The following is a 21,456-nucleotide window of genomic DNA, read 5'->3' on the forward strand; positions in this document are numbered from 1 at the left end:
CCTTATTCTGCTTCACGTTTTACGAATTTAGTTTTAACTGGCAATTTGTGGCTAGCAAGACGAAGCGCTTCACGTGCAATCTCTTCAGATACACCAGCGATTTCGAACATCACTTTACCACGTTTAACTGGTGCTACCCAACCTTCAGGTGCCCCTTTACCAGATCCCATACGCACACCGATAGCTTTAGCAGTGTATGATTTGTGTGGGAAGATTTTAATCCAAACTTTACCACCACGTTTCATGTAACGAGTCATGGCAATACGAGCAGCTTCGATTTGGCGGTTAGTGATCCAGTGGCTAGTTGTAGCTTGAAGACCGTATTCACCGAATGCTACTTCTTTTCCACCTTTTGCTTCACCACGCATTTTTCCACGGAATTCACGACGGTGTTTAACACGTTTAGGTACTAACATTGGTTATTTACCTCCTTTAGTGTTTTTACGAGCTGGAAGAACTTCACCACGGTAGATCCATACTTTAACACCAAGTTTACCGTATGTAGTATCTGCTTCTTCCCAAGCGTAATCGATATCTGCACGAAGTGTGTGGAGTGGAACAGTTCCTTCTGAGTATCCTTCAGCACGGGCAATATCTGCACCGTTCAAACGACCTGATACTTGAGTTTTGATTCCTTTAGCTCCGGCACGCATTGCACGTTGGATTGCTTGTTTTTGTGCACGACGGAAAGCAACACGTTGCTCCAATTGACGAGCAATTCCTTCACCTACAAGGTGAGCATCCAAATCAGGTTGTTTGATTTCGATGATGTTGATGTGTACTTGTTTTCCAGTCAATTTGTTAAGTTTTGCACGGAGTGCGTCAACGTTAGCGCCACCTTTACCGATAACCATACCTGGTTTAGCAGTGTGAAGTGAAACGTTAACTTTATTTACTGCGCGTTCGATTTCGATAGTTGAAACTGCTGCGTCAGCAAGCTCTTTTTGAACGAATTTACGGATTGCAAGATCTTCATGAAGGTAATCCGCGTATTCTTTTTCAGCATACCATTTGGCATCCCAATCACGGATGATGCCGACACGCATACCAATTGGATGTACTTTTTGACCCACGATGTTACCTCCTTATTTTTCTGCAACAGCTACAGTGATGTGAGCTGTACGTTTGTTGATTGGTGAAGCTGAACCTTTCGCACGTGGACGGAAACGTTTCATAGTTGGTCCTTCGTTTGCGAATGCTTCAGATACTACCAAGTTAGCTTTATCCAAACCAAAGTTGTTTTCAGCGTTAGCTACAGCTGAATTCAAAACTTTCAAGATGATTTCAGCAGCTTTGTTTGGAGTGAATGTCAAGATTGCAATAGCGTCGGCTACGCTTTTACCACGAATATTGTCAAGAACAAGACGTGATTTACGAGGTGAAACACGTACTGTACGAGCCATTGCTTTAGCTGAAGTAATTTCTGCCATTTATGTTCTCCTTATTTTCTACGTGTTTTCTTGTCGTCTGCGGCATGACCTTTGTAAGTACGTGTTGGTGCAAATTCACCAAGTTTGTGACCTACCATGTCTTCTTGGATGTAAACAGGTACGTGTTTACGTCCGTCATAAACTGCAATAGTGTAACCAATGAAACTTGGGAAGATCGTTGAACGACGTGACCAAGTTTTGATAACTTTTTTCTTTTCATCGTTAGCTTGAGCTTCAACTTTTTTCATCAAATGCTCATCGACGAAAGGTCCTTTTTTAAGACTGCGTCCCATTTTTATGTTTTCTCCTTTAAATATTGTACCACAGCGGCTTGCGCTCACATGGAGCGCTACCGAGCTGGCGGATTTCCTAGTTGCTTAAGCGACTAGTTTACTATTATTTCTCGTTGCGACGACGAACGATAAGTTTGTCAGATTTCGCTTTCTTGTTACGAGTTTTAAGACCAAGAGCAGGTTTGCCCCATGGAGTAGATGGCGCTTTACGACCAACTGGTGCTTTACCTTCACCACCACCGTGTGGGTGATCGTTAGGGTTCATTACAGAACCACGAACCGTTGGGCGGATACCTTTCCAACGGCTACGTCCTGCTTTACCAAGGTTTACAAGTCCATGTTGTTCGTTTCCGACAACACCAACTGTAGCACGACAAGTTCCAAGAATCATACGAACTTCGCCAGATTGAAGACGAACAAGAACGTATTTACCTTCTTGACCCAATACTTGAGCAGAAGCTCCAGCCGCACGGACCAATTCTCCACCACGACCTGGTTTCAATTCGATGTTGTGGATCAAAGTACCAACTGGGATGTTAGCAAGCGGAAGAGCGTTTCCGACTTTGATATCTGCTTCAGGACCTGAAACGATACGTTGACCAACTTCAAGACCTTTTGGAGCGATGATGTATGCTTTCACACCGTCAGTGTAGTGTACAAGAGCGATGTTTGCAGAACGGTTTGGATCGTACTCGATAGTTTTAACAACTGCTTCAACGTTGTCTTTGTTACGTTTGAAGTCAACCAAACGGTAGAAACGTTTGTGCCCACCACCTTGGTGACGAACAGTGATACGACCGTTGTTGTTACGACCAGCCTTGTTCTTCAAAGCAACAAGCAATGATTTTTCAGGAGTGCTTGTTGTGATTTCAGCGAAATCCAAAGAAGTCATATTACGGCGACCGTTTGTTGTTGGTTTATAAACACGAATTCCCACGATATTTCCTCCTTAGATTATTCAGCTTCAGCAGCAAACAACTCGATTGCTTTTGAATCAGCTGTAAGAGTGATGATAGCTTTTTTAGTTTTGTTAGTAAAACCAGTGTAACGTCCAACACGTTTAGCTTTAGGTTTTACGTTGATTGTGTTGACATTTGCAACTTTAACACCTTCAAAAGCAGCTTCAACAGCTTGCTTAATCAAAAGTTTGTGTGCACGAGTGTCAACTTCAAATACATACTTTCCTGCTTCAAGTTGAGCCATTGAGCTTTCAGTGATAACAGGTTTTTTGATAACATCATACAAATTCATTATGCAAGAACCTCCTCGATTTTAGAGATAGCTGCTTGAGTAACAAGAAGTTTGTCACTATTTGCGATGTCAAGAACACTTGCAGTTGTAGCGGTCGCAACTTTCACGTTTGGAAGGTTACGAGCTGAAAGAGCTGCGAATTCGTTTCCTTCTTCAAGAATAACAAGGACTTTAGAATCGATGCTCAAAGCTGCAAGAACTTTTGCAAATTCAGCAGTTTTTGGAGCTGTAAATTCAAGAGAATCAACGGCTACAAATTTGTTTTCAGCAACTTTTTCTGAGTAAACAGATTTAAGCGCAAGGCGACGAACTTTTTGAGGAAGTTTGTACGCATAGCTACGTGGAGTTGGTCCGAAGACAGTTCCACCACCACGCCATTGTGGAGAGCGGATAGAACCTTGACGAGCACGTCCAGTTCCTTTTTGACGCCATGGTTTGCGTCCGCCACCTGAAACAGCTGAGCGATTTTTGACTGCGTGAGTTCCTTGACGAAGGCTAGCACGTTGGCTGATGATCACATCAAACACAACAGATTGGTTTGGTTCAATACCAAAGATTGCATCGTTAAGAACAACTTCGCCAGCTTGTTTACCAGTTTGGTCGAATAATGTTACATTTGCCATTTTGACTGTATTCCCCTTTCCTTATTATTTACCAGCTTTAACTGCTGACTTGATAGTGATAAGAGATTTCTTAGCACCTGGTACGTTACCTTTGATAAGGATAACGTTCTTTTCTGGAACAACTTGTACAACTTCAAGGTTTTGAATTGTCACGCGGTCGCCACCCATACGTCCTGCAAGGTTTTTACCTTTGAACACGCGGTTAGGTGCAACAGGTCCCATAGAACCTGGACGACGGTGGTAACGAGAACCGTGAGCCATTGGTCCACGTGATTGTCCGTGGCGTTTGATAACACCTTGGAAACCTTTACCTTTAGAAGTACCAGTTACGTCAACAACGTCTCCAGCTGCGAATGTTTCAACTGTGATTTCAGCACCAACTTCCAAGCCTTCAACGTTTTTGAATTCACGAATGAAGCGCTTAGGAGCCGTGTTAGCTTTCGCTACATGTCCTTTAGCAGGTTTGTTGCTCAATACTTCGCGTTTGTCATCAAAACCAACTTGGATAGCGTTGTATCCGTCTGTTTCAACAGTTTTAACTTGAAGAACAACGTTTGGAGTTGCTTCAATAACTGTTACAGGGATCAATTCGCCAGCTTCAGTGAAGATTTGAGTCATTCCCACTTTTTTCCCTAAGATTCCTTTTGTCATGAGAAAATAGTTCCTTTTCTATATTTTTTATTCAAAAAGTTTTTAACGAGCGTTTTTCATGCTCAAGCCTAAGATACAAAGGGCGTCAAACTCAAAGTGAAAATAGGAAACCGACACAGCGTCTAACAGACGCTAGAAAGTTTATCTTTTTCACACCGAGTTTAGCCCGTGTTCAATTAAATTGAAACACTAGCTTTTGCTCTTTTATATTTTAGATTAAAGTTTGATTTCTACGTTTACACCACTTGGAAGATCCAATTTCATCAAGGCATCAACTGTTTTTTGAGTTGGGTTAACGATATCGATCAAACGTTTGTGTGTACGCATTTCAAATTGTTCGCGAGAGTCTTTGTATTTGTGAGTCGCACGAATGATTGTGTAGAGGCTACGTTCAGTTGGAAGTGGGATTGGACCCGCAACTTGTGCACCTGTACGAGTAGCTGATTCTACGATTTTTGCAGCCGCTGTATCAAGCGTACGGTGTTCGTAAGCTTTCAAACGGATACGGATTTTTTTGTTTGCCATCTTTTTCTCCTTTTCGTCTATTTAAGATAATAGGCTAGCTCCACAAGAAAACCGACGCGCGTTGCGTGGCAATGCAACCGAGCGTATCGCAACCTCTTGCATCAAAGCTAAGGCTGTAATTTACAGCACCATAATAGAATAACACAAAGCCCCTGCGATTGCAAGGGATTTGTGAGCTTTTTTTCGTTTTTTTAGGATGAAACTGTTTTCTCTTTTCATCTTCCTATGATTACTGATTTACGTCTATAAAAATCAATCTTTTCTTCTATATAATATGCGTCATCTTGACATTGAATTTATCGTCTGATTGATCCACTAGAATGTCCGCCCTTGACTCGGTTTCTCTATAGTATTGCAGATACTGCTCCCGTCTCGTCTGATGGCTAGCTAATACAAAGGAAGCATCGCGATTTCTCATAGTCGTATCTCGAGCTAGGCGCCTCTTTAACTCTGTTTCTTCATCCGTGTAGAAACAGATGGTTTTGTCAAAGAGTTTCTCGGGTAGAAAACCCACAGACATCCCTTCAACAATCAGAATCGGTTTGGCTCCAGACAAGACCTCACTAGCCTTCCACGGTTCATCGATTGTCAAGACATCCATACCTGCCTGCAAGGCGAGAATATCTCTCTGCAAACTTGCCAGTTCATGCGCTACAGGCAGACAAGCTGTCACTTTTTGATCTGGTGCTTGCTTTGGTACTACCAGGTGACGTTCTGAGGTGATATAGGGATCTGTTTCTAGTAAATTTACTTTTGTGGAATCTAAAGCTTGGTACAATTCCTGTGCAAAGGTTGATTTACTTGAAGCCCCATGACCGTAAATCCCCAGCGTCCTAACCCTTCCCGTTTCAATCTCTGAAACCAGTTGTTCTATCAGGTCTTTTTCGTCATTCTCTCTTCACCTGTTCATAGCTTTCTTTTCCGTCATTGAGCTTATCCCAAATCACTACTTGCCCACTTTTGAGAGATTTTTGCACATCAATAATCCGTTGATTGGAAGAACCTCGAAACTGGAGCATGAGATTGCGCTTGCTTTTATCATACCGTCCATCAACAAGGATGTCAATCAGCGACAAAAGTTCCAGTTTATCTGGAGTCTCCAGCATCATTTCTTCCCACGTGTAGCCCGTCCAGGACCAGATGTCTTTGTCTGGCAATTCCTTTCGGATTCGCTTAACGAGCGGCAAGAGAATACCCGTATTAAGAAAGGGCTCTCCTCCTAGTAGGGTCAATCCTTGAACATAGGGTTGGGCAAGGTCTTCCATGATTTGTTCTTCTAATTCTGCCGTATAGGGAATGCCTGCGTTGAAAGACCAAGTCGCAACATTATAGCATCCCTCGCAGTGAAACATGCAACCTGATACATAGAGAGAGTTTCGCACACCTTCTCCATCGACAAAGTTAAAAGCCTTGTAATCAATGATTCGCCCTTTACTAAGCTCCTCACTTTTCCATTCACCTGGTTTTGGTGTATTCCATGTCATCCTTCTACTCCAAATCTATCCAGTAACGTTCTACGCCATTGCGAACATCCTCAAAGAGTCCGCCATTTGCCACAATCACCGCCCTACTAGCAGGATTTTCCGTACTACAGGTCACAAGTGCTTTTTTGATGTTCTTTTCCTTAGCAACTTGTAGACCTTGTCGGAGGGATTCTTTGGCATAACCCTTACCTCTTTCAGATGGACGAATGGAGTAGCCAATATGGCCACCTTCTTCCAATAAGAAGTCATTGAGGCACAAGCGGATATTGAGAAATCCTACGGCTTGTCCATCTTTCGAAAAAGCGACTAACTGAATATCAGGCACCCACCCTTCAGGCAAATTAATCCCCATTTCATGATCCTGATTGTTTTTTAACCACTCTTCATACACAAAGTTCTCTGTATCCCAAAATCCCCCATCATGGGCTGATTGGCTCTTTTCAAATTCTGCCATCATCTCTAAAACAGCTTCCTTATCCGCCAATATCGGTCTACGTAGTTCCATCCTTACCTCCCACCTAAGAGAAAAGCGAGAGCGAACTCTCACTTTTATTTTTTCTTGTTCTTATTTAAAAACTGTTCTCTGAGGTTGAGCAAGCGTTCTTTTTTACCTGTTCCACCTTTCGAGTGTTTCTCGTGATAACGGGTCACTTGTGCGCGTCCCTTATCGTCTAATTGGTATTTCCCCATTCCGTCTCTTTCTAGTTTGTTACTTTATGCCCAGGTGTCTTAATGGTTGAACCATTCATATGTTTCACACGCGCAGCGATTTCCTTATGGCGCCCATTGACCATCGGACGAGCCTGAGGGTTGCCCAGATAACCACACGTACGTTTGACAACGTCTACTGTTTTAGGGTCACTATTGCCACAGTTTGGACAAGCAAATCCTCTTTCAGTTGGTTCAAAATCCCCTTCAAAGTCACACTTATAACAATGATCAATCGGAGTATTGGTCCCTAGATACCCTACACGATCATAGGCGTAGTCCCAGACAGCTTCCAAGGCTTTTGGATTTTGTTGGAGAACTGGATACTCACAGTAGTGGATGAAACCACCTGTTGCACCTGCTTCTGGATAAGCCTTCTCAAAGTCCAATTTTTCAAACGGCGTTGGATTTTTACGAACATCGTAGTGGAAAGAGTTGGTGTAGTATTCCTTATCTGTGATATCAGGAATAGAACCGAACTTTTCTGTATCCAAGCGGCAGAAGCGATCTGTCAAGCTTTCAGACGGTGTTGAGTAGATAGAGAAATGATAGCCATATTGGTCAGACCACTCTTCTACCCGACGTTTCATATCACGAATGATATCCAGCGTGAATTCCTTGGCTTCTGGATTGTGTTCCCAGCTATTTCCAAAGAAGACTGTCGCTACCTCGTACAAACCGATGTAGCCCAATGAAACTGTCGCACGACGATTCTTAAAGAGCTGATCAACGCTCTCGTCTTTTCCAAGACGGCGTCCGAAGGCCCCGTACTGATAGAGAATGGGAGCGTTTGCTGGTGTTGCTTCCTTGGTCCGTTCAACACGGTAAACTAGAGCATCTTCTGCGATGTTCATCCGCTCGTTGAAGATTTCCCAGAACTTATTCATGTCGCCCTCAGACTCAAGGGCAATGCGAGGAAGGTTGACCGTCACAACACCTAGATTCATCCGACCTGAATTGACCTCAACACCATTTTCATCTTTCCATCCTTGAAGGAAAGAACGGCAGCCCATAGGTACCTTGAAAGAACCAGTCAACTCGATAATCTTATCATAGGATAAGACATCCGGGTACATCCGTTTGGTTGCACACTCGAGGGCCAACTGTTTGATGTCATAGTTTGGAGTTCCTTCCTCCAAGTTAAGGCCTCTTTTAAGCGTAAAGATGAGTTTAGGGAAGATGGCTGTGCGGTGTTCTGAGCCAAGCCCCTTGATACGAATGGTCAAGATAGCTTTTTGAATTTCCCGTTCAAAACGACTAGTTCCTAGACCAAAACCTAGCGAAGTAAAAGGTGTTTGTCCATTTGAAGTGAAGAGGGTGTTGATTTCATACTCAAGAGATTGCATGGCATCATAGATGTCTTTTTGGGTTTTCTTCCAAGCATAATCATCCCGTTTTTCAGGCAAGACCCACTCTTCCGCATCTTTGAGGTGCTTTTGGTAATTCTTCTCTGCATAAGGCGCCAAGACTTCATCGATACGGTCAGCTGAGCAGCCCCCGTACTGGCTAGAAGCAACGTTGGCAATGATTTGCGAAATCTGAGCGGTCGCAGTCTGGATAGACTTGGGACTCTCTACCTCTGCATTACCAATTTTAAAACCATTTTCCAACATGCCTTTAAAATCAATCAAACAGCAGTTGGTCATAGGTGTATAGGGGCTGTAGTCCAAGTCATGATAGTGGATATCCCCTTTTTGGTGAGCATTGGCTACATGCTTAGGAAGCATTTGCAATCCGATTGATTTCCCTACAATCCCTGCTGTCAAATCACGTTGAGTGTTGAAGACATCGCTGTCTTTATTGGCATTTTCATTGACAACTGCTTGATCTTTATTGAGAAGTTTATGAATGCTAAAGTTGATATCTGTCGCTTTTGAGCGCTCAAAATCCCTCTGTGTCCGATAAGTGATATACTCTTCAGCCAAGGCATATTCTTTGGCTTCGAGAAGTTCATGTTCTACGATATTCTGAATCTCATAAATCTTCACACCTTTAGGGAAACGACTGTGAATTTCGGTAACGATTCTTTCAACTAGACCATTTAGGCGTTTTTCTACTAGAGGCGTGACGTCCATAACCTTTTCCGCCGCCTTGTGGAGAGCCTTGTCAATCTTGTCTACATCAAATACTACACGTCTACCATCTCGTTTTTCAACGAACAAGGTGGGAACGGTTGCAAGCTTTTCTTCTAATACAATCATATCCATGCTCTTTTCTAAAATGTTGTTCTATGAAGTATTATACCACTCTAAAAATAAAAATCAATATCTTGTGTTAAAAATCCTAAAATTTTTAAAATTCCACAAGATATTGATTTTTTGTTATTTGAATTTATAAAGCTTCAACTCGCTAGTATCTGTCTGAACAAGCTCATAGTTTTCACTGAGCCAGCTCTCTACATCTGACCACAAGGCAACTTTTTGATTGACCATAATCATCTTCGGTTCATTCTCTTTCAGGTCATTCATCAGTTTGGTTTTATTTTCGTCACTTGCAGTATAAAGTGTTGGCGTCACTAGAGAGGTCGGTGCCAAGCGTTCGCTTGTACGATAGAAATCTGGACGATCATCCCATGCATAGACACGATCTTCAGAACTCGTTTGTTGTTTGACTACGCTAGCAAGTCGCTCTCTCTCCTGATAAGTCACCGGGTGCGAAAGGTAGCGACTCGCGATAGGGAGAACGATGAGGTAGACAAGGGCAATCAGTGGTAGATAGAAATTTCCTTTGAGGAAAGAGGCTTTTTTCTCACGTCTTCTTCTACGACGACTGCCTCCATCAGAAACATTTTCTTTAATCCCTGTCAGAAGGAGCAAAGTCAAGAAAGGAAGGAGAGCAACGAGATGAGTACCGTTGACAGGTTCTTTTGAGAAAATCAAGAGCCCCAAAGAAAGCAATAAGCCCAAACTAGCAGCAATCGATAGGGAATATTGCTTAGCTGATTTTGACTGGAACAAACCAGAAAAGAGCAAACTAAGGGAACCTAGCCCAATAGCAAGTAAGCCGTAGAAGGCTGCATTTTCAAGCAAATGCGCATTTAAAAAGAGGCTAAGAGTATTTACCGGATACAAGGTCTGGCTAATGGCATCCCCAAAACTACCTGTTAATACTGTATAGTAGCCTAAAGGATAGAATAAGAGTGAGAACCCTAAGGCTGACGCAAAAAATTGATATAAACCATGAACAAAGTGACCTTTGCCTAAGTTAAAGCCGATAATTCCCAAGGCTAGTGTAGCTGCAAATAAGGCTGTTGGGATGGGCGCAAGGAAGAAAGCAAGTGCAAGGCTCATACCAACACGTAAAAATCCTTTGTCATCGTTTGGATAAGCTAGATAGTTCGTAACAATGCTAAGTGAATAAAATAAGAAAGGCAAGGCTAGCAAGAGAGCATAGCCACCACCAAAAGCGAGACCTGCTACCAACAAATTAAACACAAACACAAGCTGCTTGGCTTCTTCTACACGGTCTGTAAGACTATCCGCAGATTTAAAAAGAAAAACACCTGCTCCAAACAAGGCCAACCACTCAACCAAAGCAATCAGAATACTGCCTTGTGAAAGATAGGTAAGCAGGTAATAGAGCAGACCATCAGTCCCAAAATAATCTGTATACATTTGACCATTTTGATGCAAGGCCCAACCGGTATAAAGATCCTGAGTTTGTTGCGGGCTTACTAAACCAAAAATAAGGGGGATAACCACAGAAATAGCTGTAGCCACTAAACTCCAAAGCAAGATACTAAAAAAGGGAATCGGAGCTCCTTCTCGCTTTTCTGGAACGGACCAGTCTTGGTAATGAGATTTTTCTTGTTTCTCATCTATTTTCCCGTATACATTCATTCAATTTCTCCTCTAAGTTTATCTGTTTTAGTATATCAAAATCTTACAGGAATGTCAGCTTGGGATTGATATTTGCTGAATTTCTTATCCAATAGCGCAAAGCGTTCGATTTCACGAAAACGGTGGAATCGACTATTTCTATACTCTCTGATAAAATCATCATCTTCTAGATTAAGCATGGTTTTCTCCTTTACTTATCTATTCGTAAGAAGACAAAAAAGATCCAGCCTTGGGCTAGATCTTGATGGATAGTTAGAGCATAGGCGCAAACAACTGGACAATTTCCTTGATCAGGCTTTGATACCAGCTTGTTTTGATGGTGTGGGGATAAATTTCTTGAGAAACTTTAAAAATCTCTTCGAAATCCCTTTCAATATCGATGATGGACTGCGTCCTATAAAGCAAGACGGCATTTTCATAGTGGTGAAGCAAACTCCGATAGTCAAAATTGATGGTTCCCACAGTAGCTGCCTCTCCATCGACAAGCATTTGCTTGCTATGAAGGAATCCCGGGCTATACTCATAAATTCGAACCCCCGCAGATAGCAAGTCTGGATAGGCTCCTCGAGTAACTAACTGAATAATCTTCTTATCTGGGATACAAGGCGTCACAATTCGCACATCTACCCCTCTCAGAGCTGCATTTTTGATACTTTCAGTTAGATCGTAGTCGGCGATCAGATAGGGAGTCGTGATATAAACATAGTCCGTGGATTGATTGATAAGGTTTTGATAGACCGTTTTTCCAACTTGGGCTCGGTAGATGGGTTTTGGCCCGCTACTATAGGGAATACAGAGCCCCATCCCATCTTTTGGTTGATTTTCGAGATGGTATTGGTCAAAGTCGCTAATTTCCCCACGGTTGATATACCAGGTTGATAAAAAGAGTCTGGTAAAAGCCTTAACTGCCGATCCATCTAAGCGAATACCGCTATCCTTCCAATAACCAAAGCGTTCGATATGGTTGATATACTCATCGGCCAGATTGACACCACCTGTATAGGCAATTTGACCATCGATAATCGTGATTTTACGGTGGTCACGGTTGTTATAGGCAACGGTCAAGCGCGGAATTACCTTGTTAAATTTATGGGCTTCAATCCCTCGGCTACGAAGCTGGATAGTATAATCCCCAGGTAAGGTTGCCATACAGCCAATATCGTCATAGAGAAGCTTCACCTCTACTCCTTGAACTGCCTTTTCTTCCAAAATTTCCAAAATACTATTCCACATCAAGCCTTCTTCGATGATATAGTATTCGAGAAAAATAAACTTCTCTGCTTTCTTGAGATCCTCTAGCATCTGACGCCACATAGTTTCCCCTGAAGGGAAGAAATGGGTATCTGTTCGATTATAGACATCCGCATTCGTGTCCATGCTAAGGAGAGATTTGATAACACCGTAAGCCGACTTGTCTTGTTCTTTTAACTCCAAACGGAGAACTCTGCTATTGTCCTCTCGATCAACCATTGATTGGAGCTGCTTTAGCTGCTTCATTTCTTTTTTAGATAAACGGCGTTCTCCAAACATGATATAGAGCAATGGGCCAAAAACTGGCACAAAGGCTACTAATAACCATGTTACCTTACTCTCAGGATTCATAGACCGATTGACAATTGATACAATAGTCGCTAAACTCACTAAAATGACTAGGATAATCCAAACAATCGGTGCCATCTGCCCTAGATAGAGAAATAAACCAAAGACGATAAACAACTCTGCCAACATGATGGTAATGCTAAAACCATATTTGGACATGAGTAGCTGCATTTTTCTAGTTGTCATACATCCCCTTCCTTTTCTAACATTCTCCCTCACCGCTTGATAAACTAATCTTTCTACTAGTATACCTCAGTTCAGGGGTAGATAGCAACCTTTTACTTTTTCTAAAGTTCCAGCCGTTCCGTATTTAGATAATTGTTACAATTTTAGAGCCAACATATTGACCGTCATACCAGCTGCAGTCCCCATAAGGTAGATGACATCTCCCTCCTTGACCAGCCCATGATCTAAAGAATAAGCCAATCCAAACGGTACAGAGACTGACACCATATTTCCATAGTCAGTGACGAGATTGAGGTACTGATTCTCAGCCACACCTAGTTTTTCCATGACCAAAGGAAGAGCACGACTTGCTTGGTGAGGAATGATATAGTCCACATCTGCCAAGGCTAGCTGTGTTTTTTCTTGAAACTCTTCAAACATGACTGGGATTTTACGAGCAGACAAGAGGAGGATTTTCTTCCCCTTCATGTCAAACATATAGTTGGTCTTCGTCGCTTCAGAGTACTCTTTTGGTTGAAAAGAAGTCAGACCTCCACGAATCTCCGTATCGTGAGCCCCTTCTGACCAAGTACGTTGGAGACTAGCAATGACCCCTTTTTCCTGATGACTTTTTTGGAAAATAAAGGCTGCTGCCCCATCACTAAAGAGTTCAAAACTTTCTTTTTGCTTGGGATTGAGCCCTAAACTACCAACCTCACTAGACACAATCAAGACACGATTGTATTCGCCCGCCTCAATCAAGTGAGACATAGTCGATAGAGCAGAAATAAAGCTGGTACAGGTCGTATTGATGTCCATTGCTGGAATTGAGAGTCCTTTTGCCACGCGCTCATGAATCAAGGCAGCCGTACAAGGAATAGGCTGAACACCAACTGCACTAGCTGATACAAGGCAATCGATATCTTTAATATCCAAATTTGCATGTTCAAGTGCACGGTGGATAGCTCCTTCTGCCAAGTCGAGTTGCGTTTCTTCATTTTCAACTACACGATAACGGGTTTGGTCTTTGAATTGGACGGTATGCTTTGGAAGGCAAATGCCATAACCTGCGATTTCTACATGTCTTTTTACTTCCGTCATTGTCTTTTTTTCCTTTCATAAACGTTGGATACGTTTGAGTTTACGGCTAGTATCCCAGTGATAATCTGAAAATTGGATTTGAGGAACTATGAACTCTTTTTGCTGGGCCAAGAGATGAAACTGAACTAGAATAGCTGTCTCTACGTCCTCATCTCGTCGGCTTAGACAAACTTCCACTAATTTCTCGGAATGTTGCTTAACTTGGTAATCTCCTACATTCTCCACAAAGAGGATGCAACGCCTGATAAAGTCTGGATAGATCGTTACCTGTCCCCCATCCTGCCCTTCAAAGTAGAAGATATCGTCAGAGCGTCCTTCGACCTTGTCAATCCGTGTATAGTAGGAGCCACAGGGACAAGGCTCCGGATTTTCAACCAAGATATCATTAAGCTGGTAGCGATAAACAGGCTGACTGCTTCGCTTAAAGTCCGTAATCACTGGATAAAAACGGCGGTCATCCAGATACCGCTTTTCCACAAAGATAATGTCTTCGTTGAGATGCAGATTACCAACTGAGCAAGTGCAGGCTAGGAAACCTTCAGTTGCCTGATAAACTTGGTCAATGATGGACAGAGAAAAGGCCTCTGCGATGCGTTCCCTATCACTATCTTCCAAGATTTCCGCCACCGAAACGATTTTTTGTGGGTGAATAGCTAACTCTCCATCCTTGAGGCGCTTGCTCAATTCAATCAACATAGAGGCTGGCGCCACCACAATAGTTGGTTGGTAGCTATTGAGACGCTCTATATGCTCATCTGTATGTTTGAAAATATCAAAATACTCTAGACGAATGAGCGCTGTATTGATGGTCTGATAGAGTTCATTATCAGCTCTCAGGAAAAAGGCGATGCGGTGTCCAAAAAGCTGCCCCTTGGGCAACATCTTTGCCAAGATAGCCGCAGCCCACATACTTCGCTCTTTCTCTGTTGTGATAAAGAGCCCCCGATGTCCAGACGTCCCTGAAGACAGACCGACGGCCACTTCCCCTTTAAGTTCAGTGAAGTCACGGGTCTTCTCACTTTCAATAGCTAAGGATAAGGCTTCTTCACGATCCACTCCTTGGGTGTTGAGTTCGTTGAAATGTTCCATCATAAAAGCTTTGTCCATATGGTCAAAGTCGCTAGGCACACCATTTTTAAAGTAGGGAGACTCTCGCTTTAAAAAATCCATATAGTTAGCTAATTGCTTTTTCTGATAGCTCTCCACAGCCTCTCGAGATTTGAAGTTATGAAGCCAGCGAGTTTGGATAAAGGTTTTAAGAAAGGTTATTTTTTTCATATAAGATTGACTCTATCCTTTCTACAGGGTCATGACTAACAAGCACCTCAATTCCGTCTTTCAAGATTTCCTCCAGAAACTCTGTCCCCTTGATATAGTCCACCTTGTTATCTTGAACCAAGGAAGGAAGCAGGTGCATCTGTTTGGTGTAAGGCAAAAGGTCAATTCCCCAACAAAGATCTGCTGCAATGAGGAGGTTAAAGTCTGGAAGATACAGACAGGCTTGCCCCCTAGCATGCCCGTCAACAGAAGCAACTAGGATACTGCCATCTCCAAAAAGATCACAAATCGGACGATAGGGAAAGGTTGAATCTTGCTGGTCAGCTCTGATAATGGTTAGATTTTTTTCAAAAGAAGTTGGTAGAAATTCCTTGAAAATCAGGTCTTTCAACTTGGGTTTTTGATAAACTTCATACACTTCTTTTGTCAGGATAAAGGTTGCATGAGGAAAGAAGCTAGCTCCTCCCAGATGATCTGGATGTAAATGAGATAGAAGGACATAGTTAATTTCTTCTGGTTTGATTCCCTTCGCTTCTAGCAAATATGAAATCTGGTCCTTTTCCGTCATTTGAACAGGTGTTCCTAGACGATAAAAACCATAGCGAAGCTTCGTCTTAATATCATAGTGATAACCCGTATCATATAGTAGATAGCCCTTGTCTCTGTGCTTAATCAGAAAGACGCCAGCTGGGAAGGTCATCTTTTTATTCTTGACTCCTTTAAATAGCAAACCCGCATAACTAGTACAATATCCGGCAGGGAAATAATCAATACTTTCGATAATCTTGGACATATTGTTCAATCCCTTCCGAAATACTGATTTGAGGGCGATACCCCAAGTCTCGCTCCGCCTTGCTGATGTCCAACGTCTGGCTATAACGGAGCAGATAATAGGTATAGCGTGTCAGAGCCGGTTCACCTTTGAGTTTCAAGACTCTATATAGAAACTCTAAACTACTGGCAATAACTGAAAGAAGAGGAGCTGGCACTTTTCTGTATGTTATTGGATAGCCCAACCCCCTTAAGGTTTCTTCTATCAAATCCTTAAAGGCTCTTGGTTCCCCATTGGTAATATTATAAACTTCGCCACTAGCTTGAGGGGCCTCTAGAGCCAAACGAATGGCCAGAGCAACATTTTCCACACAGGTCATATCCATGAGCTGACGGCCATCTCCTATCAAGGGAATGCCAATCCTCTGACTGAGTTTGAGAACTCGGGGCAAGATACTGGTATCCCCAATTCCAAAAAGTCCACGAGGTCGTAAGATAATGCTCGGAACATCGGGATAATCCTTAAACAGCTTCTCCGAAGCCAGTTTACTACGAATGTAGTTGTTCAGATTATTTTCCTGAGGCGCATCGCTTTCTTTGATAGCAAGCTGATCTCGAGGCGCAGCATAGATGCTCGGCGATGATACATAAACTAAACGCTGAATACCGGCCTCTCGACAACCATCCAGAACATACTTGGTTCCCAAGACATTTGTCTGGTAGAAATCCTCCCAAGGACCCCAAACGGTAGAAAGAGCACCCGCATGCACAATCATGTCCATCCCCTGACAAGCCTGAGCCAAATCCTCTTGCTTGGTCAAATCTCCCTGAAAAAATGTTACTAAGGAATTTTCCAAAGACTGACCTGCCTTGGGATTGCGTCCAAAAGCGCGTACCTGATAGCCCTGCTGACTGAGCTCTTCAACAACATACTTGCCTAGAAAGCCCGTAGCACCTGTTACCAATACTTTCTTCATTTTTTACTTCTCCTTGTCCCCTAAGAGCCGATGTATTTCGCTCTTCAGAATCTCTGTTGGCTGATAGATTTGAGCTGCACGACTGAGGTTCTTCAAATCTGGCCAGTTCTCCCGAGCCAATAATTCATCAAAAGCTCGCCCAATCGCTTCCGTATCCTCTCGTTTAGCGGTCAAAGCAATCCCTGCCTCTAAGCCACGAACCGCATAGTCATACTGATCATAGTCATGGGGGAGAATCAAGGCAGGCTTGTCATAGATAATACATTGGTAAAAAATGCCCGCACCGCCATGATGAATCACATAGTCCATCTGGGGAATGTATTCCTTATAGGGAAGATAAGATACCACAGAAACATTGTCCATGAGCTCCTCACATCGGAAGTCTTGTCCACCAAACCCCAGAGTCACAAAGAAGTGGCAATCTGGATGTACTTCTGCCAATTGTTGTGTCTGATAGAGGAGATTGTCTTTGGCCCATGCTAGCTGAGTGCCGCAGGATACAAGGATCTTCTTATAACCTGCATAAGGAGACAAATCGAGGGGATAATTTTCTGCCCTCTCAATCGAAGAGCCAAAAGGTCCCACCCAAAGATAGTGCTCTGGAAAACCACTTTTCAGCTCCAACTCTTTCATCCCAATTCCCAAGACGGAATAGGGTGAATAAATGGTTTCCTGATTCTTCTGATTGTAGAGTTTAAAATTGTAACGTTTCAATCGTTCTCTCAATAAAAAGCTTACGATTCGTTTCCCTAAACGAGTTCCTTTTCTTCCTAACCATTGCTGAGCAGATTGGAAAGATGTTTTTGGACTGCCCATTCCTCCAAAGAAACAAGGCGGTCCATCTGTCGTTTCAATGGCAAACTGTGTCGCCATTGTGGTTATCCAAGGAATATCCAACTGTTCCGCCACTAGTCCTCCAGAGAGGGTTATAAAGTCCGCAATCACAATATCAGGTCGATTTTCCTGCCACTCTTGCACTAATTGATCTGAAACCACATTGATCAAATCAAGACTAGCTGACAACTGTCGATAAGCAGAAATAAGGTTTAACTGCCCTTCATTGTTGGCTACACGCTCAAACTCATCTACACAATTTTCTAAAATGGGAATCACCCGGAAGCCCATCTCCTCTGCGACAGCTTTTCGTTGCGGTCCTGTAAATAATCGAATCTCATACAAGGGATCCTTCAACAAGGGTGCGAGTAAATTCAGGGTCGGGAATAGATGCCCACTTAAGGGCACTACAACCACATCAATTTTGATTTTTCTCATATGTCTAGGATAGCAAATTTTTAAAAAAAGAACTACCAAAATGATAGTTCTTTCCAGCATTATTTAGCTTCTTTTTCACTTTATGAATCAGAAGAGTTCTTTGTATAGTGCAATAGTTTCTTCTAAGGTTGGCATAAATGGATTTCCAGGTGCACAGGCATCGATCAAAGCATTCTTAGAAAGGTAGTCAAAGTCAAAGTCTTTTTCTTGGATACCGAGTTCGGTGAGTTTCTTCGGAATTCCTACCGTTTCAGACAATTTTTCAATCTCAGCGATAGCATAGGCTGCACATTCCTGGTCTGTTTTCCCTTCAACATGGAGTCCCAAGGCCTTGGCCACATTGCGAAAAGCTTCTGGTACACGCTTGGCATTTTCACGCTCTACAACTGGAAGAAGCATGGCACAGCAGACACCATGTGGCAAGTTATATACCGCACCGAGTTGGTGAGCCATAGAATGAACATATCCCAAACCAGCATTGTTAAAGCTCATACCACCGAGGAAGATGGCATTGACCATCGCCTCACGCGCTTCGATATCTTGGCCATTTGCCACAGCACGAGGAAGATACTCCTTGATGAGTTCAATAGCTCCGATAGAGAGTTTCTTGGTCACATTATAAGCACCTGGTGTTACCAAGGCTTCGACAGCGTGAGTAAGAGCATCCATACCTGTCGCCGCTGTCAATCCTTTCGGTTTTGAAAGCATAAGTTCTGGATCATTGACAGAGATGAGGGCGAGGCTGTTCTTATCAACCATTACCATCTTGACCTTGCGTTCTTCGTCAGTAATGACATAGTTAATCGTAATTTCTGCAGAAGTTCCAGCTGTTGTATTGATCGCAACCACTGGCAACCCTTTTTTAGCAGACTTGTGGAGACCCTCATAGTCTTGAGGTTTTCCACCATTTGTAGCGATGATAGAGATACAACTAGCCGCATCCTGAGGAGACCCACCACCAAGACTAATGATAAAGTCACATCCATGCTCTTTCAGGGCAGCCACTCCGTCTGTCACGTTCTTGCAAGTCGGATTTGGCTCCACATCGCTAAAGATCACATATTCGATCCCTTCAGCATCTAGTGGTTTTAGAACCTTAGGTAAAATATCGCTGCCCTCGATGAACTTGTCTGTCACCAAAAGGGCCTTCTTATACCCCAGTTCCTTGATATACGGACCTACTTCATTTACAACACCTTTACCAATAAGGTTAACTGATGGAACGTAAAATGTAGCCATATGCTTTTCCTCCTGCGCCTCTGCGCTATTTGATTATTTACCATAAGTATACGACCTTATAAGAAGTTTTACAAATATTTGTAAGCGTTTTAAGTGAAAAGTTAGTAAAAAACAGCCAGCCACTTTTTCAAGAAAAAAAGCTCCAAAAAGATGAATTTCATCTCATTGGAACTTTTACTTAATCATTATTGCTTAGTTAATACCACTCGGTCAGATGCCTCTCGGTCCATATCGTCGATAATCAATTGATTACCATTAACCGTGTAAATTTTGACATCATCACCGATAATGACACGTTGATTTTCTGGCTCAAAGGTGACTTGCTTGATTTCCTTATCTCCATCTGGTTCGACCTCAGTCCATGTACCAGTTTTGCCTGTTACAACAAGAGTGATCTGGTCGTTCTCATCTTTTCCAGTATAGGTACCATCAATATTAGTCGGTTGAGCTGTCGCAGTAGTGTCCTGGCTTGAGGACACCTGTGGTTGACTAGCACTGGTAGCAGCACTAGAAGATGATTCTTGTTGAGTAGATGATTGTTGAGCAGATTGCTGGGTAGATGCTTGTTCCTTAGGTCCACAAGCTGCTAAAAGACTAAGAATTGCTAACGAAGCAATAGAAAGTGTGAATGTTTTCGTTTTCATAGCGATTTCCTTTCTTTTGTGCTAATGTATTTCTGAAATCGTTTTCGAGTTTTCCTATCCCCAGTATAGCAACTTAAGTCTAGAAGGTCAACTAATCTCATGATCTCCCACCAAACCCGCTCGTACTTCCGAGATAAAATAGAGAGAGCCCGTCACAAAAAGCAAGTCCTGATTGTTGGCATTTTCTTCAAATTCGCTGATAAAATCACGATAAGAGTCAACCAGTTTATAACCAGAAACATCGCTTTCTTCTAGAGATCCTTGGTAGTCAAAGCCTGTTACCTTAAGTTCCACCTGAGGCAACTGCTCTGTTAGATAGGCTAACATCCCTTGGTAATCCTTGCGCTTAAGAGCGCCAAAAAGGACATGAGCCTGGTATCCTTGCTGGATTTTCCCTTGGATAAACTCGACTAGACGAGTCAAGGCTGGCAGATTGTGAGCCCCATCTAGGTAAATCTGCGGGCGAATCCGTTCTAATCGACCCGCCCAGTGTGTCTCCTTCAAAGCCTGTCTGACAAGCTCTTCTTCGACTTTTTCCTCTCTTGACGTCATAAACAGAAGAAAAGTTTGTAAAGCCAAGGAAGCATTTTCTTGCTGATAAGCACCTTCCAAACCAATTTCAAGCTGGGAAAAGTTTGCTAGCTTACTTGAAAAATCCCCAGCATTCAAGATGAAGTCTCGCCCAGCTTGATAAAGTTCAACAGCTAACTCTCTTGCTCTTTTTTGACAGACAAGCTCCGCTTCTGGAGTAAGCTTGGCAATGACCGCCTTCTTGCCAGCCTTGAAAATACCGGCTTTCTGCTCGGCTATTTCCTCCAGACTATCGCCTAAGGTCTCCTGATGATCTAGACCAATCGAAGTAATAACTGCAATCTCGCCTGTTACGACATTAGTCGTGTCAAGCAAACCACCAATTCCCACCTCTAGCAGGACTAGATCCACTCCCTGCTCTTTAAAGTAAAGCAAGGCAATCAGGGTCAACAACTCAAAGAAAGACAATTGGTCATGTGTTTCCAAAAGAGTTTTCTCCATCTCCTTGACTTGGTTAGCTATACGGATAAAGTCTTCCTCTGCGATCGGTTGTCCATTAATACAAATTCGATCATGGATACTGATGATATGAGGAGAGGTAAAAGTACCAACGTTTTTACCATGAGCAACAAACAGCTCCCTCATAAAGGCAATAGTTGACCCTTTACCATTAGTCCCTGTTACATGAATAATAGGATAAGTCTTCTCAGGATTCCCCAGCAAATCCACTGCTCGCTGCATTCGTCCAAGTCCAGATCTAAAGTTTAAACCAATCCGACTATGCAGCCATTCTTCTACTTCAAACATACATGTCTCCTTAACAAAAGTCCAACCAACTACCACATCAAAGTATGATTACAAATAAAAAGCGAGGTCGGGACTAAAATCCCGACCTCTTACCTGGTTAGCTAATCACTAGCTACTATGAATTTCAACGTGGGCTAAAAACACCCCCCGGACATTCCAACTCTTTTTAGTTTCTAGGAGTTGGGGTGATACAGTCTCCCAGACTTACCAGTTCTCTCTTATTTCAAGGAACTGGGGTAAAAATATCCCCCGGACGTTCCTGCGTTTC

Annotated in this window: 25 protein-coding genes; all 25 read right to left on the bottom strand. The window is 42.8% G+C overall.

The features are described from left to right. Nucleotides 1-2: 2 nt before the first annotated feature. Entirely contained in the window at nucleotides 3-416 is a 414-nt protein-coding gene (gene rplP / locus ACVX3R_RS08230) for a 50S ribosomal protein L16 (RefSeq protein ID WP_000960947.1), read from the bottom strand. A 3-nt stretch (nucleotides 417-419) separates the two neighbouring features. Then, nucleotides 420-1,073, bottom strand: coding sequence for a 30S ribosomal protein S3 (gene rpsC, locus ACVX3R_RS08235; RefSeq protein ID WP_000529936.1), 654 nt, complete (start codon nucleotides 1,071-1,073; stop codon nucleotides 420-422). 12 nt (nucleotides 1,074-1,085) lie between these two features. After that, nucleotides 1,086-1,430: a 50S ribosomal protein L22 gene (gene rplV, locus ACVX3R_RS08240; protein ID WP_000818137.1), complete on the bottom strand. Its 345-nt coding sequence runs from the start codon at nucleotides 1,428-1,430 to the stop codon at nucleotides 1,086-1,088. Nucleotides 1,431-1,441: 11 nt separating this feature from the next. After that, entirely contained in the window at nucleotides 1,442-1,723 is a 282-nt protein-coding gene (gene rpsS / locus ACVX3R_RS08245) for a 30S ribosomal protein S19 (RefSeq protein WP_000533766.1), read from the bottom strand. A 103-nt stretch (nucleotides 1,724-1,826) separates the two neighbouring features. Continuing rightward, nucleotides 1,827-2,660, bottom strand: a complete 834-nt coding sequence (gene rplB / locus ACVX3R_RS08250) for a 50S ribosomal protein L2 (RefSeq protein ID WP_000512905.1) — start codon at nucleotides 2,658-2,660, stop codon at nucleotides 1,827-1,829. Between the two features lie 17 nt (nucleotides 2,661-2,677). Then, entirely contained in the window at nucleotides 2,678-2,974 is a 297-nt protein-coding gene (locus ACVX3R_RS08255; protein WP_001055347.1) for a 50S ribosomal protein L23, read from the bottom strand. Further along, the gene (gene rplD / locus ACVX3R_RS08260) at nucleotides 2,974-3,597 is read right to left on the bottom strand and encodes a 50S ribosomal protein L4 (RefSeq protein WP_000024550.1); all 624 of its coding nucleotides are present in this window, start codon (nucleotides 3,595-3,597) and stop codon (nucleotides 2,974-2,976) included. Before rplD ends, ACVX3R_RS08255 begins: the two co-directional genes overlap by 1 nt. Nucleotides 3,598-3,621: 24 nt before the next feature. Then, entirely contained in the window at nucleotides 3,622-4,248 is a 627-nt protein-coding gene (gene rplC, locus ACVX3R_RS08265; protein ID WP_000160197.1) for a 50S ribosomal protein L3, read from the bottom strand. Nucleotides 4,249-4,464: 216 nt separating this feature from the next. Continuing rightward, complete coding sequence (gene rpsJ, locus ACVX3R_RS08270; protein WP_001284513.1) at nucleotides 4,465-4,773, bottom strand: 30S ribosomal protein S10; 309 nt, start codon at nucleotides 4,771-4,773, stop codon at nucleotides 4,465-4,467. Between the two features lie 265 nt (nucleotides 4,774-5,038). Continuing rightward, the gene (locus ACVX3R_RS08275) at nucleotides 5,039-5,650 is read right to left on the bottom strand and encodes a uridine kinase family protein (RefSeq protein ID WP_247945120.1); all 612 of its coding nucleotides are present in this window, start codon (nucleotides 5,648-5,650) and stop codon (nucleotides 5,039-5,041) included. 10 nt (nucleotides 5,651-5,660) lie between these two features. Then, nucleotides 5,661-6,257 (bottom strand): anaerobic ribonucleoside-triphosphate reductase activating protein, encoded by a 597-nt coding sequence (gene nrdG / locus ACVX3R_RS08280; RefSeq protein WP_000220159.1) that lies wholly within the window; start codon nucleotides 6,255-6,257, stop codon nucleotides 5,661-5,663. A gap of 4 nt (nucleotides 6,258-6,261) precedes the next feature. After that, nucleotides 6,262-6,762, bottom strand: a complete 501-nt coding sequence (locus tag ACVX3R_RS08285) for a GNAT family N-acetyltransferase (protein WP_000423390.1) — start codon at nucleotides 6,760-6,762, stop codon at nucleotides 6,262-6,264. A 44-nt stretch (nucleotides 6,763-6,806) separates the two neighbouring features. Then, the gene (locus tag ACVX3R_RS08290) at nucleotides 6,807-6,947 is read right to left on the bottom strand and encodes a hypothetical protein (RefSeq protein ID WP_000521625.1); all 141 of its coding nucleotides are present in this window, start codon (nucleotides 6,945-6,947) and stop codon (nucleotides 6,807-6,809) included. An 11-nt stretch (nucleotides 6,948-6,958) separates the two neighbouring features. Continuing rightward, nucleotides 6,959-9,166, bottom strand: a complete 2,208-nt coding sequence (gene nrdD, locus ACVX3R_RS08295) for an anaerobic ribonucleoside-triphosphate reductase (RefSeq protein ID WP_162281885.1) — start codon at nucleotides 9,164-9,166, stop codon at nucleotides 6,959-6,961. Between the two features lie 120 nt (nucleotides 9,167-9,286). Beyond that, nucleotides 9,287-10,804 carry a damage-inducible protein CinA gene (locus ACVX3R_RS08300; protein WP_458794842.1) on the bottom strand — a complete coding sequence of 506 codons (1,518 nt, stop codon included), beginning with the start codon at nucleotides 10,802-10,804 and terminating at the stop codon, nucleotides 9,287-9,289. A 35-nt stretch (nucleotides 10,805-10,839) separates the two neighbouring features. Continuing rightward, complete coding sequence (locus ACVX3R_RS08305) at nucleotides 10,840-10,983, bottom strand: hypothetical protein (protein ID WP_000933184.1); 144 nt, start codon at nucleotides 10,981-10,983, stop codon at nucleotides 10,840-10,842. Between the two features lie 73 nt (nucleotides 10,984-11,056). Continuing rightward, nucleotides 11,057-12,589, bottom strand: a complete 1,533-nt coding sequence (gene cls, locus ACVX3R_RS08310; RefSeq protein ID WP_458794843.1) for a cardiolipin synthase — start codon at nucleotides 12,587-12,589, stop codon at nucleotides 11,057-11,059. 135 nt (nucleotides 12,590-12,724) lie between these two features. Beyond that, nucleotides 12,725-13,669 (bottom strand): 3-oxoacyl-[acyl-carrier-protein] synthase III C-terminal domain-containing protein, encoded by a 945-nt coding sequence (locus ACVX3R_RS08315; protein WP_458794844.1) that lies wholly within the window; start codon nucleotides 13,667-13,669, stop codon nucleotides 12,725-12,727. A 15-nt stretch (nucleotides 13,670-13,684) separates the two neighbouring features. Then, the gene (locus ACVX3R_RS08320) at nucleotides 13,685-14,947 is read right to left on the bottom strand and encodes a F390 synthetase-related protein (RefSeq protein WP_458794845.1); all 1,263 of its coding nucleotides are present in this window, start codon (nucleotides 14,945-14,947) and stop codon (nucleotides 13,685-13,687) included. Then, on the bottom strand, nucleotides 14,925-15,740 hold the full coding sequence (locus ACVX3R_RS08325) for an MBL fold metallo-hydrolase (protein ID WP_458794846.1): 816 nt from the start codon (nucleotides 15,738-15,740) through the stop codon (nucleotides 14,925-14,927). The genes ACVX3R_RS08320 and ACVX3R_RS08325 overlap by 23 nt, the downstream gene beginning before the upstream one ends. Then, on the bottom strand, nucleotides 15,715-16,695 hold the full coding sequence (locus tag ACVX3R_RS08330; protein WP_458794847.1) for an NAD-dependent epimerase/dehydratase family protein: 981 nt from the start codon (nucleotides 16,693-16,695) through the stop codon (nucleotides 15,715-15,717). The genes ACVX3R_RS08325 and ACVX3R_RS08330 overlap by 26 nt, the downstream gene beginning before the upstream one ends. Before the next feature lie 3 nt (nucleotides 16,696-16,698). Then, the gene (locus tag ACVX3R_RS08335; RefSeq protein ID WP_458794848.1) at nucleotides 16,699-17,967 is read right to left on the bottom strand and encodes a glycosyltransferase; all 1,269 of its coding nucleotides are present in this window, start codon (nucleotides 17,965-17,967) and stop codon (nucleotides 16,699-16,701) included. An 87-nt stretch (nucleotides 17,968-18,054) separates the two neighbouring features. Further along, on the bottom strand, nucleotides 18,055-19,206 hold the full coding sequence (locus ACVX3R_RS08340) for an iron-containing alcohol dehydrogenase (protein ID WP_458794849.1): 1,152 nt from the start codon (nucleotides 19,204-19,206) through the stop codon (nucleotides 18,055-18,057). A gap of 185 nt (nucleotides 19,207-19,391) precedes the next feature. Continuing rightward, nucleotides 19,392-19,850, bottom strand: a complete 459-nt coding sequence (locus ACVX3R_RS08345) for an SP_0198 family lipoprotein (protein WP_458794850.1) — start codon at nucleotides 19,848-19,850, stop codon at nucleotides 19,392-19,394. Nucleotides 19,851-19,937: 87 nt separating this feature from the next. Continuing rightward, nucleotides 19,938-21,188, bottom strand: coding sequence for a bifunctional folylpolyglutamate synthase/dihydrofolate synthase (locus ACVX3R_RS08350; protein ID WP_458794851.1), 1,251 nt, complete (start codon nucleotides 21,186-21,188; stop codon nucleotides 19,938-19,940). Nucleotides 21,189-21,456 lie beyond the last annotated feature (268 nt).

The sequence above is a fragment of the Streptococcus sp. 517s genome, from assembly GCF_054445985.1.